The following is a 21,633-nucleotide window of genomic DNA, read 5'->3' as shown; positions in this document are numbered from 1 at the left end:
GTGGGGTCTTCTTGCTGTTCGGGGTGGTTCGGCCGGGGGGAAGCGGCTGTTGGGGTGCGGGAGTTGGGGCGTACCGTGGGGGTGCGGAGTGCCGCGTGGAGTGGTGTGCGATTGATCCCCTAATGTGGCTTTTGTCTTCCACGTCGTCCACGTTCTTGGGGAAGGGACTCAATGGAGCGCACCGTCGTCCGTTGTGCTGAAGGGCACGTGTTCAGTACCGGCTCGTTCCCGATGCGGCACCTCACCGTCGACCGGATCGGCCCCGGGCGGCTGCTGCGCTGTCCGCGCTGTGCGCGGCTGCGGCATGCGGTGCCGGTGGGGCATCAGAAGCGGTGACCGACAGCGGTAGCCGGTAGCAGTAACCGATGAGGTCAGGGGCGAGGGCCCGGTCCGGTGGGGCCGGGCCCGTTGCCGTGGGGTCCGTGCCGTAGGGCCTGTCCGTAGGGGGCCACTCCGTTTGCGTATCCTCATGGGGTGCTTCTCTCAGACAAGGACATCCGGACCGAGATCGACGCCGGTCGGGTGCGGATCGATCCGTATGACCCGACGATGGTGCAGCCCTCGAGTATTGACGTCAGGCTGGACCGGTTCTTCCGGGTGTTCGAGAACCACCGCTACCCCCATATCGACCCGGCGGTGGAGCAGTCCGATCTGACGCGGCTGGTGGAGCCCGAGGGCGACGACGCGTTCATCCTGCACCCCGGGGAGTTCGTGCTGGCGTCGACCTACGAGGTGGTCAGCCTTCCGGATGACATCGCCTCCCGGCTGGAGGGAAAATCGAGTCTGGGGCGGCTGGGGCTGCTGACGCATTCGACGGCCGGATTCATCGACCCGGGGTTCTCCGGGCATGTGACGCTCGAGCTGTCGAATGTCGCGACGTTGCCGATCAAGCTGTGGCCGGGGATGAAGATCGGGCAGCTGTGCATGTTCCGGCTGACCTCGCCCGCCGAGCACCCCTACGGCTCGGCGCGCTACGGCTCCCGCTACCAGGGGCAGCGCGGGCCGACGCCCTCGCGGTCGTTCCAGAACTTCCATCGGACGAAGGTGTGACCGGGGTGGGCGAAGGCGTGAGCGAAGACGTGAGCGGGAGCGAGCAGCGGGAGAACCTGGGCTACGAGCGGTTCGGCGTCGCCGTCCGCGAGCTGGCGCAGACGATCGCGGACGACGGCTACGAGCCGGACATCGTGCTCTCCATAGCCCGCGGCGGGGTCTTTGTCGCGGGCGGGCTGGCGTACGCGCTGGACTGCAAGAACATCCACCTGGTCAACGTGGAGTTCTACACCGGGGTCGGGACCACCCTCGAGATGCCGGTCATGCTCGCCCCGGTCCCCAACGTGATCGACTTCTCCGACAAGAAGGTGCTGATCGCGGACGATGTCGCGGACACCGGAAAGACGCTGAAGCTGGTGCGCGACTTCTGCCTCGGCACGGTCGCCGAGGTGCGCAGCGCGGTGATCTACGAGAAGTCGCAGTCGCTGGTGAAGTGCGAGTACGTCTGGAAGCGCACCGACGAGTGGATCAACTTCCCGTGGAGCGTCTTGCCTCCAGTACATAAGTCTGGGGAAGCTGCGAAGGAGAACAAGGAAGCGCTCTGATCTGGGCTTACGCGTTCCCGCTGCAGGTTCATGAGTAAGGGCCCTTCGGCAGATGCCGAAAGGCCCTTACTCGATTTCGGTGCTCCTCCGGTTAGCGCAGGACGGGCCCTGCGCCGGCGCCGGTCGACCGTGCTGGTGCCACCGGGTGCCGTCATACCGAGCGCTACGTCCTCACCGGACTTCTGCGCGGCGTCGAACGGATTCATGCCCGCACCACCTCCGGCGCCGGGTCTCAGGCGTACGGCGCCGCATCCTTGCTGGCCGCTCAGCACGCCGAGTGCCCCGGCCCGTGTGGGCTCGCCATCCTTGCTGAGCGCATCGTCGATGCCGCCGTCTCGGTCGGAGTCCCCGAGCCCTACGCCCGACGCGCCGTGACCCGCGGCCTCAACAGCGGCGCCGGGAGGGCAGCGTGACCACACGCCGCATCAGCCCCGCCGAACATGCGCGCACTCCAAGCGGCAATAGGGCGCCGAAAGTCGTCGCCGAAGGCGTCCTTTCAGCTCTTCGCCCTGACCCACAGCCGGTCACGGTGACCGGCATCCGGCCCGGTTTCAGCGTCCGTGGCCTGGGCCGGGGCCAGCTCCCCGTAGCCGACTGGCTGTGCGCCTGCGGACACCACGAATGCGCCCGGGGCCGCACCGCCGTCACCGAACTGACCAGCCGTGCACGCGTAGGCCAGTGCCTGCACCGAGCCCCCGAGGCGGACAGGAGGAACGCCGCATGACCGGCACGGAAGAACTTCCCGCTCCTCCCACCCCATGGCGGTCGCCCGCCGGCTGCTGCCGGACTGGCAGACCGAGAACGGACGGCTCATGTACCGGCGATGGCGCGCGTCCTGGATGCGCTGGACCGGCACCTGCTGGCGCGAGATCGACGAAGCTCAGGTACGCGCCGCGATGTACGAGCGCCTGGAGCATGCCGTCTACCGGACGCCCGCCAAGGACGGCGAGACCGAGGAACGCGACTGGGCACCGACCAAGCAGAAGATCAGCAACTTGCTCGATGCCCTCGGAGCCATCACCCTGCTGCCGACCGACACCGATGCCCCCGCCTGGCTCAACGGCGAGCAGACCGACGGGCCGATCGTGGCGTGCGAGAACGGGCTGCTCAGGATCCGTGACCGCGAGCTGCTGCCGCACACCCCCGGCTTCTTCAACCTCGTGTCCGTCCCGTTCGCCTACGACCCCGCCGCCACGGCGCCAGAATGGGAACAGTTCCTGTCCCAGATCTGGCCCGACGACCCCGACGCGATCATCGCCCTGCAGGAGTGGTTCGGCTACGTCCTGTCCGGCCGCACCGACCTCCAAAAGATCCTGCTCATGGTCGGCCCGTCCCGGTCGGGCAAGGGCACCATCGCGCGGGTGCTGAAAGCGCTGGTCGGCAAGGAGAACCTGGCTGGGCCGACGCTGGCCGGCCTGGGCACGAACTTCGGTCTGTCGACCCTGGTCGGCAAGTCGCTGGCGGTCATCTCGGATGCCCGATTGTCCGGCAATGACAACAGTCAGGTGGTGGAGCGGCTGCTGACTATCTCGGGTGACGACACGATCGATGTGGACCGCAAGTACCGCGAGCAGTGGACCGGCAAGCTGCCCTCGCGGTTGATGATCCTGTCCAACGAGCTACCGCACTTCGGCGATTCCTCCGGGGTCATCGCCAATCGCTTCGTCCTGCTCAGCATGCGGGTGTCGTGGCTCGGCAAGGAAGACCCCACCCTCACCGACCGCCTCATCGCGGAGATGCCCGGCATCCTCAACTGGGCACTCGAAGGGCTCGCCCGCCTCCAGCGCACCCGCCGGATCACGGAACCCGCCTCCAGCCGCGACGCGGTCACCACCATGCGCGACACAGCATCCCCCACCAGCGCGTTCGTCCGCGAACGCTGCACCACCGGCCCTACATGCAGCGTTCCCGTGGACGACCTGTGGGCCATCTGGCGGGAGTGGGCCGAGGACAACGGAGTTCGCGCCGGCACGAAGCAGGTGTTCGGCCGCAACCTCCTGTCCGTCATTCCCCAGCTCAACCGCACCCGTCCCCGTACCCCGTCGGGCGAGCGGATCGCCACCTACAACGGCATCGCCGTCAGCGGTTGATTCCACAATCCGCCGGGTCGCGGCCCATCGCGACCCACACCGTCTGACCTGCAGCTTTCCCTGCACTCAACTGCGGCCCATCGCGACCCGCCCTCTCGACGCTGGGCCGCGATGGGCCGCACAAGTGCGGGATAAAACCGCAGGTCACAGCCTTGGGTCGCGATGGGCCGCGACCCACAGCATTGTGACGCCAACCACTCAGGAGATGGGATCGATGGCTCGATCTGGCAAGGCGTCGCGCGCTGAGGACCCCGTAAAGACCAAACAGGAGTGGATTGAGAAGCATCTCCGTCGTGCTCCCGCGAGGGATGAGGAGTGGGTCCGTCGACTCCTTCTACTGCAAGGGCGGGCTTAACCATGGCTCCCAAAGTCGCCATCTATGCCCGCATTTCAAGGGACGGACGAGGGTGATGGCCTGGGCGTGGCTCGACGGCGTGAAGACTGCGAGCGCTGCTAGTCACGGTCAGGCTCACTAGTTTCGGTCAAGAGTGACTGTGATTCAGTCAATCAATTCCTGCTGCTGAACCGCACCAGCCTTCTTGGCGACTCGATTTAGTGTTGATCTATCCGAAGGCATCCCGTGTGCTAGTGATTTTCCGCCCAGCGGTGCACCGCAGCACCAGGTCCGCCTTCCCCTTATGCAAGGAGTAGTCCTGTGAAGCTTCGAATCGGCCGCATACTCGTCGGTGCGACCGCGCTGGCCTCCACCGCCCTCGCGATGACCGCGGGCGGCGCCTCGGCGGCCGGCTGGGATCACATCTTCGGCCCCAACGTGGCTGGCTCGTCCGGCGTGCGCGTGTACGTTGAGGAGAACGGCGACGTCGTCAAGCTGTGCGACACCAAGGCGGACGGCTACTCTGCCGAGCTTGAGGTCGGCGAGGACGGCTACAGCGGCTACTTGTACACCATGTCGGTCACGACGGGTGCCGGTACGTGCAAGACGCATCGCGCCGCGGACGGCGCGAAGTACAACCTGGACGAGAACAACGGCGTCTCCTTCGGGTTCTGGGGCCAGGGCCCGGAAAGCAGCGCCTACTGGGTGAACGACCACTGATCGGTAGTCCTCAACGATCGCGGCGGCGGGGAGACGGCGAGCAACCGACCCCGCCGCCGTCGTTGTGTTCGGTGCCACGTGAAGGGTTAAGCGGCGTCGCCGACGGACGACAACGCCGCGAGCGCGCGTGCCAGGCCCCGTGAGCCCAGCATGAACCAAACGAAAGACCCGGCGTGCGGTGATGTGTTACGAGGGGCGCCAGGGTTGTCAACCTGACACCCCTCGGCGAGTCCGCACAGTCATTAGGTTGATGGAAACCCATGCTCGAACCCTCGCTGGCTGCCTGTGACTTGCTCTGGCCGTGCAGGAAGATGCCACTGCCATCATTCAGTTCACTTGCTCTGGAGTGTCGAGCCGCCCGTCGTACGGCGTACGGGACAGGTACTCGACGCCTGAGCGGAGAGGCGCCTGAGTAGACGGGCGCCTGAGCGGAGAGGCGCCTGAGCGGAGAGGCGCGAGGACGCTGTGTCGTGGGGCCCGCTGACGCGGGCCCCTTTCGTGTCGTGGCAGCTGTCGTCGCAGCCGGTTAGAGCGTGCCCAGCTTCAGCAGGCTCAGCAGCGCGATCAGCTGGATCGCCGACGCGCCCAGCGCCTTCGGCCACGGCAGGTCGTGCGACTTGCTCACCATCGAGGTGAAGAGCGCGCCCGCTGCCAGCCAGGTCGCCCAGCCCAGCACCTTCACCAGCGAGCTGTCACCGCCCAGGAAGAGCGCGAACAGCAGCCGCGGTGCGTCCGTGAGCGACATGATCAGCATGGACAGGCCGATCGTGGGCGCCCACGTCCCGTCGCCGCCCAGCTGCCGGGCGAGCGTATGCGTGACCGCGCCCAGCACCAGACCGCTGAGCACCATCGCGACGCCGGTGCACAGCACCCACGGGATGCTGTTGGACATCGGGGCGTTGAGGACGTCCTCGCGGGCCTGACCGAAGCCGAACACCGCCAGCATGCCGTAGACGAAGGTCACGACCAGGGCGGGGCCCCAGACCGTGTAGTCCCGCATCTGCCAGAAGGTGGCCGCCGGGCGCAGCACGATGCCGCTCAGCAGCTCCTTCCAGTGCAGACGGGGGCCTGCGGGCGGTGCGGTGGAGGAGCCGGCGCGGTACGTGTTGGCGTATCCGTCGTCGTACGGGTCGTACGCGTCGGGCGCCTCGCCGATGCTGAACGCCTGCGTATGGCCCGCGTTGTTGTCGGAGTGCCCGCCGGGGCCGGAGCCGTGCCCGGAGCCGCCCCCGGGGCCGTACGGGTCCTGGCCCGGCCCCGGGCCGTAGCCTCCGGGGTCCTGGCCCGGTCCGTGTCCGGGGCCGTAGTACGGGTCCTGGTCGCCGCCGAAGTACTCCGGCTCTCCCTGTGAAGAGGGCTGCTGCCACTGCGGCTGCCGCTGGCCGTACGGGTCCTGCTGTCCGTACGGCTGCTGCTGCGGTCGCTGCTGCTGCCCTTGTCGCGCGGAGTGGGAGTCCCGTCCGCGTCCGATCCTGAATCCAGCCACCATTCGAACGTACCCGGTCGTAGGGATCGCGGTGCCGGAGCGGTGGGACAGGCGGGGCATTGCGGCCGACCTGTGACATCCCTTAGGGGGACCCGGAGGGGCTGTCCCCCCTGCGGACAGGGGAGTTCACCCCACCCGAGGGCTCGGGCGGCAGCCGTCAGTTGTCGTCCGCGTACGGGGCGCTGGTGAAGGCCGTCACATTCTTCCGGCCGTCCGTGATCCACCAGCGTTCGGGGTGCTCGCCGTACCGCGAGAAGGTGAGTCCGCGGCCCCAGGCGAGGACCACCTCGTCCTTCCCGTCGTGGTCGAAGTCGGCGACCCGGTAGAGCCGGGCCGCGCGCTCGCCCTTGCGGACCGTCTTGCCGTCCACCCGGGCCGGAACGGCGCGGGTCAGGGTGCGGCGGTCGGCGACCCTGTCCGGGGAGCCGGGGCGGAGGGTCAGCAGCTCGACGCCGCCCGCGCCGAGCGAGACGGCCAGCTCGTCGGTGTGGTCGCCGTCGGTGTCGGCCGCGGCCAGGACGCCGGACAGCTTCGGCACCTTGATCGGGCGCGGGGTATGGTCCCCGGCGTTCCCGGACCGGCTCGACGCGTGCGGATAGACGCTGACCGTCTCGCCGACGTCCGGCCGCTCGGTCTCGTAGCCGGGTTCGTCGTTGCGGCTTCCGCTGTCGCCGACCGCGACGTCCCGCTTGCCGTCCCCGTCGAAGTCGCCGAAGGCCACGGAGTTGCCCTGGCGCAGCTTGCGACCGGTGGGCCGGAGGCCGTCGGAGCCCGCGGCCATGAGCGTCGAGCCGGACTGCTCCTCGTCGTTGAGCGCGTGCACCACCAGATCGGTGGGGCGGTCGCCGTCGATCGTGTCGGCGATGAGATCGCCGATCTCGCCGCGGTCGCCGTGCTCGTCCAGCGGGCTGGCGTACGGCACGCTCCTGGCGGCCTTGCCCGCCCTGTCGAACGGCCCGTACATGACCAGCAGCGAACGGCGGTCGGCGCGGATCAGCGCCAGGTCGTGGTGGCCGTCGCCGTCGAAGTCGCCCACGGTCGGGCGCTGGGTGTCCACGCTGTCCTCGGGGCCGGTCAGCTGGACGCGGGCGGCGGCCCGGGTCTTCCGCGGACCGCCCGCCGAGCCCCAGGAGATGTAGGGGACGGTACGGACGGTGGTGTGGGTGCGCTCGGCCTCGCGCTTGCCGAGCCGCTCGCCCGCCGTGGTGGTGACATCGGCGTAGCCGTCGTCGTCGAGGTCGGCCGTGGTCACCTCGCTCGCGCCCGCGACGGTGACGTCGGCGGCGGGCAGGCCGAGGTCCTGGCGCCGGAGGACGGTGCGGGTGGCGGGGTTCAGCCCCTTCGCGGAGCCGTAGACGAAGCCGGTGCGGGTCGGCAGCCCCTCCTTGCGGGAGGGGACGGGGAGTTGGAGGTCCGGATAGCCGTCGCCGTTGAGGTCGTCCGGCAGCCGGCTGCCCTTGCCGTGGGGGGCGGGGGCGGACGCGGTGGGGGTGATGACGGCCCCGGAGGCGGCGGCGGAGTGGTCCGGTGTGTCCTTGCCGTCACCGCCGAGCCCGCACGCCGTCAGCAGCAGCGCGAGCGCCGCCGCGCAGGCGGCTCCGGCGGTGGTGCGGTACGGGGCGCCCGGGACGCGTCCGGGCGGTGGTGCGGTGGGGGGAGGCGCAGGCGTCATCGAGCCACCTCAACCCATCGGGGGCGGCCGGTGCCATGGCATGGGTCACTTCGTTACGAGGGTGATGCCGGGCGAGAGCCATCCGGGGGTGCCGGGTGCGCGCCCGTGTGGCAGGGCCGCACGGGTGTGCGGGACGGGGGCGCCACAGGCCGCTTGTCGTCGGTGAGGGCGAGAGGACTGGCCGAGAGGGGAGGCGGAAATTGGCAGATATATGCCAGGCGCACGAGGTGTGGGCGCCGGAGCCAGGCGCTGCGGCGCCCGGTGTGCCTCAGCGGGGGGTACGGGTGGTTGTGCCCCGGGGGCGCGCGGGTGCTGTGCGGGTGGCGTGAAGGTGAACGCACCGGGACGCGGCCGAACGTGGCCGGATTCGGGCGGACGTGGCCGGGGCAGGACCGGGCGGTGGCGTGGGCGGCCGTGGCTGCGCCGCCCCGTTGCGGCGATGGTCATCGGCGGCGGAGCGGGGCATCGGCGGCGCCGCTGACCTGCCGCTGCGCTTCTGTCGGCCCCGGCGAACGGCCTTCGCCCGGGGGCGCCGATCGATCGTCGATCGAGCGCTGATCGACGATCGATCGCCCCCAGGGCCGGACCTGGATCGCGTCTGGATCGCGCCGGGGTCGGACCCGCGTCGGACCCCGTTCGCGCCCGGATCGAGACCTGGTGGAACTGTCAACTACCGTCCACGAACGGGGTACTTGCGCCCTTACCGGAGGATCAGGGACTGTTCCGTCTGCTTGGCGGTAAAGATGACCTTTGGAGTACAAGGTCTGTCCAGGACATTTACCAATGGGTAGTTGGGGCATGATCCTGTAGAGATTCGCAACGTTGTTGTGAGAAGGGATACTTCACGGCCAGGATCGGTACATGTTCGAAGCGGGCAAGCGGGGGCAGCCATGTGCGCATCGCACGGAGTGTGGATCAACGGTGAGGCGGCGAGACCGGTGAAGGAGGACGCGGGCGGGGCGTAAGTCGCGATGTCGGACGCGAGTGGCCGGCCGGCAGCGGCGGATGCCGTTCGCCCGCCGCGGGACGAGGGTGCTAGAAATAACGACATGGCCGGACTTTTCGGTCGATCACGGGTTCCGTTGGCCCGCACGATGACCGACTGGCGCCCACGAGGTCGGCGTGAGGGGCCGCGCTCGGCGCGTGAGCGGCCCAAGCGCCCGAAGCAGCGGGATCAGCTGGACCGGCGGGATTCCCGGTCCTGGGATTCGCGGGGTCCGAGGGGTCCGCGGGATCCCGGTGAGCGGTGGGCGGAAGGCGGGCGCGGGCACGCTCCCGCGGGGCCGCGCGGCCCCGGAGGGCCACGGCGCCGCCGCGGCCCGGCGCGCGCTGTGCGCACGGTCGCGGGCCAGGTGTTCGTCCTCCAGGTGGGGGTCGTGCTGCTGCTGGTCGTCGCCGCCGTGGTCGCGCTCGTCCTCCAGTCCCGCTACGACAGCGAGCGTGAGGCGCGCAACCGCTCGATGGCCGTCGCCGAGAGCTTCGCCAGCGCCCCGGGCATCGTCGCCGCGCTGCGCGGCCCCGACCCCACCGCCGAGCTCCAGCCGCTCGCCGAGCGGGCCCGGGAGGGTTCCGGTGTCGACTTCATCGTCGCCATGTCGCCGGACGGCATCCGCTACACCCACCCCAATCCGAACCGGATCGGGAAGCACTTCATGGGCAGCATCGGGCCCGCGGTGGAGGGCCGGAGCCTCACCGAGACCTTCACCGGCACCCTCGGCCTCTCCGTACGGTCCGTGGTGCCCGTCTTCGACCACCGCGGGAAGGTCGTCGGCCTGGTCGCGGCCGGGATCACGATCAAGAAGGTCAGCGGTGCGGCCGATCATCAGCTGCCGCTGCTCTTCGGCGCCGCGGCGGCCGCGCTCGCCCTGGCCACCGCCGGTACGGCGCTGGTCAGCAGGCGGCTGCGGCGCCAGACCCATGGGCTGGACCCGGCCGAGATGACGCGGATGTACGAGCACCACGACGCGGTGCTGCACGCGGTGCGGGAAGGTGTGCTGATCGTCGGCGGCGACGGCCGTCTGGTGCTCGCCAACGACGAGGCGCGGCGGCTGTTCGACCTGCCGCCGGACGCCGAGGGCCGCCCGGTCGCCGAGCTCGGCTTCGATCCGCACACGGCCGCGCTGCTGACCTCCGGCCGCCCGGCCACCGACGAGGTGCACACGGCCGGTGAGCGGCTGCTGTCCGTCAGCCACCGCCCCACGGACCGCAACGGCGGCCCGCCCGGCAGCGTCGCGACCCTGCGGGACACCACCGAGCTGCGCGCCCTGTCCGGCAAGGTCGACCTCGCGCGCAACCGGCTGAAGCTGCTGTACGACGCGGGTGTGTCCATCGGCACCACCCTGGACGTGCTGCGCACCGCCCAGGAGCTCGCGGAGTACGCGGTCGCGCGGTTCGCCGACTACGTCTCGGTGGACCTGGCGGACTCGGTGCTGCGGGGCGAGGAGCCGCAGGAGAGCGACACCGGCACGAGCATGGGCACGAGCACCGGCACGGGCGTGGCCCTGGGGCTGCCCGTGCCGGGCGCTGGACCGATCCCCGGCAACCGCACGATCCCCGGCGACGGAACGATCCGGGACGCCGGAACGATCCTGGGCACGGGGGCGCTCCCCGGCACCCACGGGGCGCTCCCCGGCACTCACGGGGCGCTCCCCGGCACCCACGGGGCGATCCCCGGCACCCACAGCGCGGGCACCACCCAGGGCACCGGCGTGATCCAGGGCGTGGTCCTGCCCCATCAGCCCGCCCCGGCGGACTCCGCCGCCGCGGGCGCGGCGCAGGCCAACGCCGCCGGGCGGCCCACCGCGCTGCGCCGTACGGCCCTCAGCGGCATCAGTGACGACGTGCCGCTCTACCCCGTCGGCATGCTGATCCAGTTCGGCCCGAGCGCTCCCCAGGCCAGAGGATTCCGCACCGGGGAGGTGACGGTCGAGGCGGTGCTGAGCGACTTCGGAGGGTGGCAGGAGCAGGATCCCGAGCTTGCCCAGCAGATCGTCGACTACGGCATCCACTCGATGATCACGGTCCCGCTGCGGGCCCGGGGTGTGGTGCTCGGGGTGGCCAGCTTCATGCGCTCGGAGAAGCCCGAGCCGTTCGAGGAGGACGACATCTCCCTCGCCGAGGAGCTGGTCACCCGCGCCGCCGTCAGCATCGACAACGCCCGCCGCTACACCCGCGAGCACACCATGGCGGTCACGCTCCAGCGCAGTCTGCTGCCCCGGGTGCTGCCCGAGCAGGACGCCCTGGACGTGGCGTACCGCTATCTGCCGGCGGAGTCGGGGGTGGGGGGCGACTGGTTCGATGTGATTCCGCTGCCGGGTGCGCGGGTGGCGCTGGTGGTGGGGGACGTGGTCGGGCATGGTCTGCATGCGGCGGCGACGATGGGGCGGTTGCGGACGGCGGTGCACAACTTCTCCACGCTGGATCTGCCGCCGGACGAGATCCTGTCCCATCTGGACGATCTGATCGCCCGGATCGACCAGGACGAGCGCGGCGGAGGCGCGGAGAGCGCCGACGCCGGGGCCGAAGTGATCACCGGCGCCACCTGTCTGTACGCGATCTACGACCCGGTGACCCGGTGCTGCACCATGGCGCGCGCGGGCCATCCGCCGCCCGCCGTGGTCAGCCCGGACGGTTCGGTGGAGTTCCCCGAACTGCCCGCGGGACCGCCGCTGGGCCTGGGCGGGCTGCCGTTCGAGACCACGGAGCTCGAGCTGCCGGAGGGCAGTCATCTGGTGCTCTACACGGACGGGTTGATCGAGAAGCGGGACCGGGACATCGACATCGGTCTGGAGCTGCTGAGCGATGCCCTCTCCCAGCCCGGCCGGACGCCGGAGGAGTCCTGTACGGCGGTGCTGGACGCGCTGCTGCCCGACCGCCCCAGCGATGACATCGCGCTGATCGTGGCGCGTACCCGGGTTCTGGAGCCGAGCCGGATCGCCAACTGCGAGGTGCCCTCCGACCCGGCGCATGTCGCCGAGGTACGGGCGTCGGTGGCCCGCAAGCTGGCCGAATGGGATCTCGGGGACGTCGCGTTCACCACCGAGCTGATCCTCAGCGAGCTGATCACCAACGCGATCCGCTACGCCACCGGGCCGATCCGGGTGCGGCTGCTGTGCGACCGCAGTCTGATCTGCGAGGTCTCGGACACCAGCAGCACCTCACCGCATCTGCGGTACGCGGCCACGACGGACGAGGGTGGCCGGGGGCTGTTCCTGGTCTCGCAGTTCGCGGACCGCTGGGGCACCCGGTACACCGCGGACGGCAAGGTCATCTGGGCCGAGCTGGCGCTGCCCCAGCAGAAGAACGCCAAGCGGTACTGACTACCCCCTCGTACGACCCCGGTACGACCACGGGGCCCGTCCGCGCATCGCGCGAACGGGCCCCGTATCCGTTGAACCCGGGTGCCGTGGGCCCTACTTCACCGGCTCGGGCTCCGGCTCCTCGGCCGACTCGCCGTCGCCCTCGGGGTCGGCGGGCGCCTTCACCGAGTCGAGCAGCAGCTGCGAGACATCCACGACCTGGAGCGCCTCGTTCGCCTTGCCCTCGTTCTTCTTGCCGTTGACCGAGTCCGTCAGCATCACCAGGCAGAACGGGCAGGCGGTGGAGACGATGTCGGGGTTGAGCGACAGCGCCTCGTCCACCCGCTCGTTGTTGATGCGCTTGCCGATCCGCTCCTCCATCCACATCCGGGCGCCGCCCGCGCCACAGCAGAAGCCGCGCTCCTTGTGGCGGTGCATCTCCTCGTTGCGGAGCCCCGGCACCTTGGCGATGATCTCGCGCGGCGGGGTGTAGACCTTGTTGTGACGGCCCAGGTAGCAGGGGTCGTGATAGGTGATCAGACCCTCGACCGGGGTGACCGGGATCAGCTTGCCCTCGTCGATGAGGTGCTGGAGCAGCTGGGTGTGGTGGATGACCTCGAAGTCGCCGCCCAGCTGCGGGTATTCATTGGCGATGGTGTTGAAGCAGTGCGGGCAGGTCGCGACGATCTTCTTCTTGGACTTCTCGACGACCACGCCCTCGTCGGCATCCTCGCCGAATGCCATGTTCAGCATCTCGACGTTCTGCTGGCCGAGCTGCTGGAACAGGAACTCGTTGCCCAGGCGGCGGGCCGAATCACCGGTGCACGCCTCGTCGCCGCCCATGATCGCGAACTTGACGCCCGCGATGTGCAGCAGCTCCGCGAAGGCCTTGGTGGTCTTCTTGGCGCGGTCCTCCAGGGCACCGGCGCAGCCGACCCAGTAGAGGTAGTCGACCTCGGTGAGGTCCTCGATGTCCTTGCCGACGACCGGCACCTCGAAGTCGACTTCCTTGGTCCATGCCAGCCGCTGCTTCTTGGCCAGACCCCAGGGGTTGCCCTTCTTCTCCAGGTTCTTGAGCATCGTGCCCGCCTCGCTGGGGAAGCTGGACTCGATCATCACCTGATAGCGGCGCATGTCCACGATGTGGTCGACGTGCTCGATGTCCACCGGGCACTGCTCGACGCAGGCACCGCAGGTGGTGCAGGACCACAGCACATCGGGGTCGATGACGCCGTTCTCCTCCAGCGTCCCGATCAGCGGGCGCTCGGCCTCCGCGAGGGCGGCCGCGGGCACGTCCTTCAGCTGCTCCTCGGTGGCCTTCTCCTCGCCCTCCATGGTCTTGCCGCCGCCCGCGAGCAGATACGGGGCCTTGGCGTGCGAGTGGTCGCGCAGTGCCATGATCAGCAGCTTGGGGGAGAGCGGCTTACCGGTGTTCCAGGCCGGGCACTGCGACTGGCAGCGGCCGCACTCGGTGCAGGTGGAGAAGTCGAGGAGGCCCTTCCAGGAGAAGTGCTCGATCTGGGAGACGCCGAACTGGTCGTCCTCGCCCGGGTCCTCGAAGTCGATCGGCTTGCCCTCGCTGGTCATCGGCAGCAGCGCGCCGAGGGCGACCTCGCCCTGCGCGTTCCGCTTGAACCAGATGTTGGGGAAGGCGAGGAAGCGGTGCCAGGCGATGCTCATGTCGATGTTCAGCGAGACAGTGATCATCCAGATGAACGAGGTGGCGATCTTGACCATCGCGACGAAGTAGGTGAGGTTCTGGAGCGTGGTCAGGCTCAGCCCCTTGAAGGCCACGACCAGCGGGTACGAGAACAGGTACCCCACCTCGTAGCTGTCCACGTGGTGCAGGGCGCCCTCGAGGCCGCGCAGCGTCACGATGCAGACGCCGACGATGAGGATGACGTACTCGACGAAGTACGCCTGCCAGGCGGTCGAACCCGCGAAGCGGGACTTGCGGCCCGCGCGGGACGGCAGGTTCAGCAGGCGGATGACGATGAGGGTGAGGATGCCCAGGGTCGTCCCCAGCCCCATCACCTCGACCAGCAGCTCCCACGGCAGCCATTCACCGATGATCGGAAGCAGCCAGTCGGCCTGGAAGAGCTGGCCGAAGGCGTTGGCGATGGTGAGGAGCAGGGTGAGGAAGCCGACCGCGACGAGCCAGTGGGCGACGCCGACGATGCCCCACTTGTTCATCCGGGTGTGCCCGACGAACTCCCGGACCACCGTCACACTCCGCTGCCACGGATTGTCGGTCCTGAGGCCCGCCGGGATCGGGGCGCCGAGCATGAAGAAGCGTACGAACTGCACGACGGCGCGACCGAGCAGGGCGACGCCGACCGCAATGAGGACCAGCGACACGATGATCGCGGCGAGTTGCATGGTGGGGCTCCTCGAACCTGCGAGAGCGATGCTTACTAAGCAGTAACTTATTTCGTCTTGACCGACATTACCCGCCGGAGAGCGACCTCATGTAGTCGACCAGCCGGTGATCTGCGTCGCTCAGGGTCCCCTGCCCTGGGGTGCGTTGGGACTTGTGTGGCGGGCGTTTGTGCCTCCTGGGTCTGAGGGTCATATAAAAGTTGAGTCGTGGCGACTCAGCTCTGTTGACAGGGTGCAGTCGATCATGCACGCTTGAGCCTGTTCCACTCAATGCTGTACTCGAAGCGGTAGCTGGAGGATTGCGAAATGGCTCGTGCGGTCGGCATCGACCTGGGTACGACGAACTCCGTCGTCAGTGTTCTCGAGGGCGGTGAGCCCACCGTCATCACCAACGCCGAGGGCGCCAGGACCACGCCGTCCGTCGTCGCGTTCGCGAAGAACGGCGAGGTGCTGGTCGGTGAGGTGGCCAAGCGCCAGGCGGTGACCAACGTGGACCGGACCGTCCGCTCGGTCAAGCGCCACATGGGCACCGGCTGGAAGATCAACCTTGATGGCAAGGACTTCAACCCCCAGCAGATGAGCGCCTTCATCCTGCAGAAGCTCAAGCGGGATGCGGAGTCGTACCTGGGCGAGAAGGTCACGGACGCGGTCATCACCGTCCCGGCGTACTTCAACGACGCCGAGCGCCAGGCGACCAAGGAAGCCGGTGAGATCGCGGGCCTCAACGTCCTGCGTATCGTCAACGAGCCTACCGCCGCCGCGCTCGCCTACGGCCTGGAGAAGGACGACCAGACCATCCTGGTCTTCGACCTCGGCGGCGGCACCTTCGACGTCTCGCTGCTGGAGATCGGCGATGGCGTGGTCGAGGTGAAGGCCACCAACGGTGACAACCACCTCGGCGGTGACGACTGGGACCAGCGCGTCGTCGACTACCTGGTCAAGCAGTTCAACAACGGCCACGGCGTGGACCTGTCCAAGGACAAGATGGCGCTCCAGCGCCTCCGCGAGGCCGCCGAGAAGGCGAAGATCGAGCTCTCCAGCTCGTCCGAGACCACGATCAACCTGCCCTACATCACGGCCTCCGCCGAGGGCCCGCTGCACCTGGACGAGAAGCTCACCCGCGCCCAGTTCCAGCAGCTCACTTCCGACCTGCTGGAGCGCTGCAAGACCCCGTTCCACAACGTGATCAAGGACGCGGGCATCTCGCTGTCCGAGATCGACCACGTGGTCCTGGTCGGTGGCTCCACCCGGATGCCCGCCGTCGCCGAGCTCGTCAAGGAGCTGACCGGCGGCAAGGAGGCCAACAAGGGTGTGAACCCGGACGAGGTCGTCGCCATCGGCGCGTCCCTCCAGGCCGGTGTGCTCAAGGGTGAAGTCAAGGACGTCCTGCTGCTGGACGTCACCCCGCTGTCCCTCGGTATCGAGACCAAGGGCGGCATCATGACCAAGCTGATCGAGCGCAACACCACGATCCCGACCAAGCGTTCGGAGATCTTCACCACGGCCGAGGACAACCAGCCGTCCGTGCAGATCCAGGTCTACCAGGGCGAGCGCGAGATCGCGGCGTACAACAAGAAGCTCGGGATGTTCGAGCTGACCGGTCTGCCGCCGGCCCCGCGCGGGGTGCCGCAGATCGAGGTCACCTTCGACATCGACGCCAACGGCATCATGCACGTCGGCGCGAAGGACCTGGGCACCGGCAAGGAGCAGAAGATGACCGTCACCGGCGGCTCCGCGCTGCCGAAGGACGACATCGACCGCATGATGCGCGAGGCCGAGCAGTACGCGGAGGAGGACCACAAGCGCCGCGAGGCCGCCGAGACCCGCAACCAGGCCGAGCAGCTCGTCTACCAGACGGACAAGTTCCTGAAGGACAACGAGGACAAGGTCCCCGGCGACGTCAAGACCGAGGTCGAGGAGGCGCTCACCGAGCTCAAGGCGAAGCTCGAGGGCGACGACACGGCCGAGATCCGCACCGCCACCGAGAAGGTCGCCGCGGTCAGCCAGAAGCTGGGCCAGGCCATGTACGCGCAGGGCGAGGGCGCGGCCGCCGGTGCCGCCGCCGGTGAGCCGGGCGCCGAGGGCCAGGCCAAGGCCGAGGACGACGTGGTGGACGCCGAGATCGTCGACGACGAGAAGGCCGACAAGGGTCAGGGTGGTGCCGCGTGACGGAGGAGACCCCGGGCTTCGAGGAGCAGCCCGACGTCCCCTCCGAAGCCGCGCAGACCCCTGACGACGCGGCGAAGGGCGCCGGGTCCGCCGACAAGGCGGGTCCGGCCCCCGCAGGGGACCACGAGCAGGTGGCCCTTCAGGCGCAGCTGGACCAGGTCCGTACCGCGCTCAACGAGCGGACGGCCGACCTCCAGCGGCTCCAGGCCGAGTACCAGAACTACCGGCGCCGGGTCGAGCGGGACCGGGTTTCGGTCAAGGAGATCGCCGTGGCGAACCTCCTGACCGAGCTGCTGCCCGTGCTCGACGACATCGGCCGCGCCCGTGAGCACGGCGAGCTCGTCGGCGGCTTCAAGTCCGTCGGTGAATCGGTGGAGACGGTGGCGGCGAAGCTGGGCCTCCAGCAGTTCGGCAAGGAGGGCGAGCCCTTCGACCCGCTGGTGCACGAGGCTCTGATGCACGCGTACGCGCCCGATGTCACCGAGACGACGTGCGTGCAGATTCTTCAGCCGGGGTATCGAATCGGCGAGCGAACGATCCGACCGGCTCGGGTCGCGGTCGCCGAGCCCCAGCCGGGCGCCACCCCCGCCAAGGGCGGCGAGGGCGAGGCACCGGCCGCGGAAGAGGAGAGCGGTGGCCCGGACGAGGGCTGACGCAACGGTGACGACGGATACCGCAGGAGAGGAGGGACGTCGGGGATGAGCACCAAGGACTTCGTCGAGAAGGACTACTACAAGGTCCTCGGCGTCCCCAAGGACGCGACCGAGGCGGAGATCAAGAAGGCGTACCGGAAGCTCGCGCGCGAGTTCCATCCGGACGCCAACAAGGGTGATGCCAAGGCGGAGGAGCGCTTCAAGGAGATCTCCGAGGCCAATGACATCCTCGGCGATCCCAAGCGGCGCAAGGAGTACGACGAGGCCCGCTCGCTGTTCGGGAACGGCGGCTTCCGCCCCGGTCCCGGCGGTCCGGGCGGCACCGGCAGCTTCAACTTCGACCTGGGCGACCTCTTCGGCGGCGGCCAGGGCGGCCAGGGCGGCGGTGGCGCGGGCGGGTTCGGCGGCGGTCTGGGGGACGTCTTCGGCGGCCTCTTCAACCGCGGCGGCGGCTCCCGCACCCAGCCGAGGCGCGGTCAGGACATCGAGTCCGAGGTGACGCTGAGCTTCACCGAGGCGGTGGAGGGGGCCACGGTCCCCTTGCGGATGTCCAGCCAGGCCCCGTGCAAGGAGTGTTCCGGCACCGGCGACAAGAACGGCACCCCCCGGGTCTGCCCGACCTGCGTCGGCACCGGACAGGTCAGCCGTGGCGGCGGGGGCGGCTTCTCGCTCACCGACCCGTGCGTGGAGTGCCGGGGCCGCGGGCTGATCGCGCAGAACCCGTGCGAGACCTGCAAGGGCAGCGGACGGGCCCGTTCCGCCCGCACCATGCAGGTCCGGATCCCCGCGGGCGTCAGCGACGGCCAGCGGATCCGGCTGCGCGGCAAGGGCGCCCCGGGCGAGACCGGCGGTCCGGCCGGTGACCTTTACGTCATCGTCCATGTGGACGCGCATCCGGTCTTCGGCCGCAAGGGGGACAACCTGACCGTCAGCGTGCCCGTCTCCCTCCCGGAGGCGGCGCTCGGCGGCGAGATCAAGGTGCCCACGCTGGGCGGCCCTCCGGTCACCCTGAAGCTGCCGGCCGGTACGCCCAACGGCCGGACGATGCGCGCCCGCGGCAAGGGCGCGGTGCGCAAGGACGGCACCCGGGGCGATCTGCTGGTCACCGTCGAGGTCACGGTGCCGAAGGACCTCAGTGACTCGGCGCGTGAGGCGCTGGAGTCGTATCGCGAGGCGACCGCGGGTGAGGACCCGCGGGCGGAGCTGTTCAAGGCCGCGAAGGGAGCGTGACCTCAATGGAGACGCACGGCCGAGGAGGAATCGGAGGCAGGGGCGCGGGCCGGCCCCGCAATCCCTACGAACTGACCGACGAGTCGCCGGTGTACGTCATCTCGGTCGCCGCTCAGCTCTCCGGTCTGCATCCGCAGACCCTGCGTCAGTACGACCGCCTCGGCCTGGTCTCCCCCGACCGCACCGCCGGCCGCGGCCGGCGGTACTCCGCGCGTGACATCGAGCTGCTCCGTCAGGTGCAGCAGCTGTCCCAGGACGAGGGCATCAACCTCGCCGGGATCAAGCGCATCATCGAACTGGAGAACCAGGTCGCGGCCCTCCAGGCCCGTGTGTCCGAACTCCAGTCCGCGGTCGAGGGCGCCGCGGCGGCCATCCAGCAGCGCGAGGCCCAGGTCCACGCCTCCTACCGCCGCGACCTGGTCCGCTACCAGGACGTCCAGCAGACCAGCGCGCTGGTCGTCTGGCGGCCCAAGCGCTCGGAATAGCACCTCTGTTCACGCGATCGAGTGGCCCGGTGACCGAGCTTCGGTCACCGGGCCTTTCTCATGCCTAGCGTCGGGGCGTTGAGTTCCTAACGGACGTCAAGTAGCTCATGGTGTTCTTGAGGGTTGGTTCGTAGGGTGGTTGTCGACGGGCCGGTTGCCGGAGCACTTCGTGACTCCTTCTCGCGCCGGCTCGTCGTTGGGTTCTTCAGCTGCTGGGATCGGCGTCGGACGTGGACCTTCGCTCGGGCGGCCTTGTCGACCTTGTAGCGGGTCGCGCAGATCTGTCGTCCCTCGGCCTCGGTGATCTCGCGGCCGTCAGTGTCGCGGAGCTCGTAGAGGGTGCCGTTGCGCCAGCAGGCGGCCAGGCGGGTGATCAGTGCGGCGGCCAGTGTGCACAGGGCGGAGTTGTGGTGTTTGCCCTTGTTGGCGACGAGATCGTGGTAGCGGGCGGCCAGGGTGGGATCGACGTGCCGGGCGATATCCGCGGCCTTGAACAGGGTCTCGCGTAGTCCGGGATCTCCTTGGCGGGTGGGCGGTCCGTTGCGGCCGGTCAGTCCGGACTGGCTGACACGGGGGACCAGGCCGGTGAAGGCGCGGATGCCGGCCAGGCTGGCGAAGCGGTTCGGATCTCCGAGCCTGCCCAGGATGCCCGCGGCCGTGGTCACGCCGAAGCCGGGCCCGGAGGCGATGACCTGGCCTGGGTCGGCTTCTTCGTAGAGGACGGCGATCCGGTCCTCCAGGGTGGTGATCTGCGTGTTCAGGTGAGCGGCCATATGGGCCTCGCCGGCGATGTCCTCGGCGAGTTCGGCGAAATCCAGGGCGTCGTCGGGCCAGAGCTTGAGGGTCTGCTGGGCGGCGTTGACGATCTGTTCGGCGTGCTCCTCGCGCCACTGTCCGCGGCTGTGCCGGATCAGCATGGCGGCCAGTCGTTTTCGGCCCAGCCGCCGGATGGCGTGGGGGTCGGCGCCGGTCTTCGCCAGCACGGCCAGAGCCGCTTTGGAGTAGGCACCGGTGCCCAGGGCATCGGCCCAGGCGGGTCCGAGCAGCTCCAGCAGGGCATCGAGCCGGTAGAAGGTGGCGGTGCGGCGTTCGACCAGCGTGCTGCGGCGGCGGACGGCTCGTCGCAGTGCGTTGGCGGGACCTGTGTCCGACAGCTCCCGCAGCCCTTCGGGGTGCAGCAGCGGAAGCCGCGCCAGGACCCGGGAGTCGAGGCGGTCGTTCTTGGTGTGCTTGGAGTAGTAGTCGCGCAGGTCCGCCGACTGTTCCGGTGGCACCAGGACGACCTTGGCGCCGCGGTGCTGGAACCACGCGGCCAGTGGGGCCCAGGCGTTGCGGGTCGGCTCCATGATGACGACGACGTCGTCGGTGCCGGGCAGTCCGTCCCATAACCGTTCGAGGTCTTCGGGCGTGGTCGTGAAGCGCCGTCCGGAGAACTGGATCTCTCCGGTGGCGTCGGTGCAGGTGGCCCGGTGCGAGGCCCGGCAGGCCACATCGATTCCCAGGTGCAGTCTCAACAGGCTTCCCGTCTGGTGCAGCGGCAGGCTGACGCTTGTCCAGCCCCTCCACCACGACCCGCGTGGCACGTGTTCCGCAGGGTTGTGCTGACCGGACATTCGGTAGCAGCGGTCCGCGCTCGCCGCGGCCACGAGTTCCCAACAGGGACGCACGTGCGTCGGGAGGTTCAACCAGCCGTCGATCAACGTTGAGAAGTCGCCTGCAAGCAGACGCTTCGGTCAGTGATCCAGCCGTGCCGGAAGAACCGGACCCGACGCACCCTACGCAGCCCCCGAAGATCCCGGAGGGCCATCTCCAAAGCTAAATGTCTGTGCCGCCAGGGCACTGCTGGCCCACACTTGAGGAGGAGGTGCTGCGCCATGACCGCTCTCGCCCACGAGGCGCCTACGACGGAGGTGCCCGAGGATATGTCCCGTCTTGGACTCGACGAGGCCCTGTGGCAGGCGTGGAAGTCCCTGGATCTCCCCGAGGGCTTTCGCGCGGAGATCGTCGAGGGGTTCATCGAGGTGTCGCCGACCGGCCGTTCCAGCCACGCACGCATCATCAACCGCCTGCGTCGTGCCTTGGAAAGACATCTGGAGGACAGCGACTGCGCGGTTCACCACGACTGGAACGTGATCCACGGCCGGAAGGTGTGGGTGCCTGATCTGTTCGTCGCGCCCGAGGACGACGAGGAGCATCTCACCGAGGACGGCCTTGGCTTCGCCGCGTCCGCCGTGCGGCTCGTTGTGGAGGTGGTCTCGCCCGGCCATGAGAACCAGCAACGTGACCGGGTGCGCAAGCTCCGGGCGTATGCCGGGGCCGGGATCCCGGTCTATGTGCTGATCGACGACCACGACCAGCACGGCACCGTGACGGTGCTGACGTCGCCCGCTGCCGCCGAGGGGAGCTACGCCGCCGCCGTCCGGGTGCCTTACGGCGCCGAGGTGCGGATTCCCGAGGGGCCCGCGAAGGGATTCGCGATCGGCGAGGAGATCACGGGCCCGCGCCGGGCGTAGCCGGTGGTG

15 protein-coding genes and 1 pseudogene are annotated in these 21,633 nt (G+C 69.3%); 12 read left to right on the top strand and 4 right to left on the bottom strand.

From position 1 onward, the window contains the following. The first annotated feature begins 171 nt into the window (after positions 1 to 171). The 6 genes and pseudogenes from AC4BEG_RS16010 (at position 172) to AC4BEG_RS15985 (ending at position 4,739) form a co-directional block, all read left to right on the top strand. Positions 172 to 336, top strand: a complete 165-nt coding sequence (locus AC4BEG_RS16010) for a hypothetical protein (protein WP_490706541.1) — start codon at positions 172 to 174, stop codon at positions 334 to 336. A 138-nt stretch (positions 337 to 474) separates the two neighbouring features. Beyond that, on the top strand, positions 475 to 1,050 hold the full coding sequence (gene dcd / locus AC4BEG_RS16005) for a dCTP deaminase (RefSeq protein ID WP_490706540.1): 576 nt from the start codon (positions 475 to 477) through the stop codon (positions 1,048 to 1,050). 29 nt (positions 1,051 to 1,079) lie between these two features. Beyond that, positions 1,080 to 1,595, top strand: a complete 516-nt coding sequence (locus tag AC4BEG_RS16000) for a phosphoribosyltransferase (RefSeq protein ID WP_490707096.1) — start codon at positions 1,080 to 1,082, stop codon at positions 1,593 to 1,595. 116 nt (positions 1,596 to 1,711) lie between these two features. Beyond that, positions 1,712 to 2,008, top strand: a pseudogene (locus AC4BEG_RS15995) (bifunctional DNA primase/polymerase); the annotation flags it as partial. Positions 2,009 to 2,353: 345 nt separating this feature from the next. Then, entirely contained in the window at positions 2,354 to 3,685 is a 1,332-nt protein-coding gene (locus AC4BEG_RS15990) for a DNA primase family protein (RefSeq protein ID WP_490706539.1), read from the top strand. Between the two features lie 655 nt (positions 3,686 to 4,340). Then, positions 4,341 to 4,739, top strand: a complete 399-nt coding sequence (locus tag AC4BEG_RS15985) for a hypothetical protein (RefSeq protein WP_490706538.1) — start codon at positions 4,341 to 4,343, stop codon at positions 4,737 to 4,739. A 526-nt stretch (positions 4,740 to 5,265) separates the two neighbouring features. Here the strand turns inward: AC4BEG_RS15985 and AC4BEG_RS15980 are convergent. After that, positions 5,266 to 6,228, bottom strand: a complete 963-nt coding sequence (locus tag AC4BEG_RS15980; protein ID WP_490706537.1) for a Yip1 family protein — start codon at positions 6,226 to 6,228, stop codon at positions 5,266 to 5,268. A gap of 154 nt (positions 6,229 to 6,382) precedes the next feature. Then, the gene (locus tag AC4BEG_RS15975; RefSeq protein WP_490706536.1) at positions 6,383 to 7,897 is read right to left on the bottom strand and encodes an FG-GAP repeat protein; all 1,515 of its coding nucleotides are present in this window, start codon (positions 7,895 to 7,897) and stop codon (positions 6,383 to 6,385) included. A gap of 1,367 nt (positions 7,898 to 9,264) precedes the next feature. Between AC4BEG_RS15975 and AC4BEG_RS15970 the strand changes: the two genes are divergently transcribed. Next, a complete protein-coding gene (locus tag AC4BEG_RS15970) occupies positions 9,265 to 12,216 on the top strand; it encodes a SpoIIE family protein phosphatase (RefSeq protein WP_490707095.1) in 2,952 nt (983 codons plus the stop codon). Positions 12,217 to 12,309: 93 nt separating this feature from the next. Here AC4BEG_RS15970 and AC4BEG_RS15965 read toward each other — a convergent pair whose 3' ends face one another. Beyond that, on the bottom strand, positions 12,310 to 14,574 hold the full coding sequence (locus AC4BEG_RS15965) for a (Fe-S)-binding protein (RefSeq protein WP_490706535.1): 2,265 nt from the start codon (positions 14,572 to 14,574) through the stop codon (positions 12,310 to 12,312). A gap of 306 nt (positions 14,575 to 14,880) precedes the next feature. Here AC4BEG_RS15965 and dnaK point away from each other — a divergent pair, with 306 nt between their 5' ends. From dnaK to AC4BEG_RS15945, 4 genes are read left to right on the top strand one after another with little or no spacing between them, the layout of a single operon-like run. Further along, positions 14,881 to 16,743, top strand: coding sequence for a molecular chaperone DnaK (gene dnaK, locus AC4BEG_RS15960; protein WP_201871898.1), 1,863 nt, complete (start codon positions 14,881 to 14,883; stop codon positions 16,741 to 16,743). After that, positions 16,740 to 17,396, top strand: coding sequence for a nucleotide exchange factor GrpE (gene grpE, locus AC4BEG_RS15955; protein ID WP_490706534.1), 657 nt, complete (start codon positions 16,740 to 16,742; stop codon positions 17,394 to 17,396). The genes dnaK and grpE overlap by 4 nt, the downstream gene beginning before the upstream one ends. A gap of 45 nt (positions 17,397 to 17,441) precedes the next feature. Next, positions 17,442 to 18,626 carry a molecular chaperone DnaJ gene (dnaJ, locus tag AC4BEG_RS15950; RefSeq protein ID WP_490706533.1) on the top strand — a complete coding sequence of 395 codons (1,185 nt, stop codon included), beginning with the start codon at positions 17,442 to 17,444 and terminating at the stop codon, positions 18,624 to 18,626. A 5-nt stretch (positions 18,627 to 18,631) separates the two neighbouring features. Then, positions 18,632 to 19,111: a heat shock protein transcriptional repressor HspR gene (locus AC4BEG_RS15945; RefSeq protein WP_490706532.1), complete on the top strand. Its 480-nt coding sequence runs from the start codon at positions 18,632 to 18,634 to the stop codon at positions 19,109 to 19,111. 86 nt (positions 19,112 to 19,197) lie between these two features. On the opposite strand, the gene AC4BEG_RS15940 is transcribed toward AC4BEG_RS15945, so the two are convergent. Beyond that, a complete protein-coding gene (locus AC4BEG_RS15940) occupies positions 19,198 to 20,625 on the bottom strand; it encodes an IS110 family RNA-guided transposase (protein WP_490701905.1) in 1,428 nt (475 codons plus the stop codon). Between the two features lie 360 nt (positions 20,626 to 20,985). Here AC4BEG_RS15940 and AC4BEG_RS15935 point away from each other — a divergent pair, with 360 nt between their 5' ends. Further along, positions 20,986 to 21,624, top strand: coding sequence for a Uma2 family endonuclease (locus AC4BEG_RS15935; RefSeq protein ID WP_490706531.1), 639 nt, complete (start codon positions 20,986 to 20,988; stop codon positions 21,622 to 21,624). The last annotated feature ends 9 nt before the right edge of the window (positions 21,625 to 21,633 follow it).

This window comes from Streptomyces sp. JLBJ103, from assembly GCF_058215575.1.
Note: the sequence above shows the minus strand (reverse complement) of the source record. Positions and strands in the feature narration are given on the sequence as shown.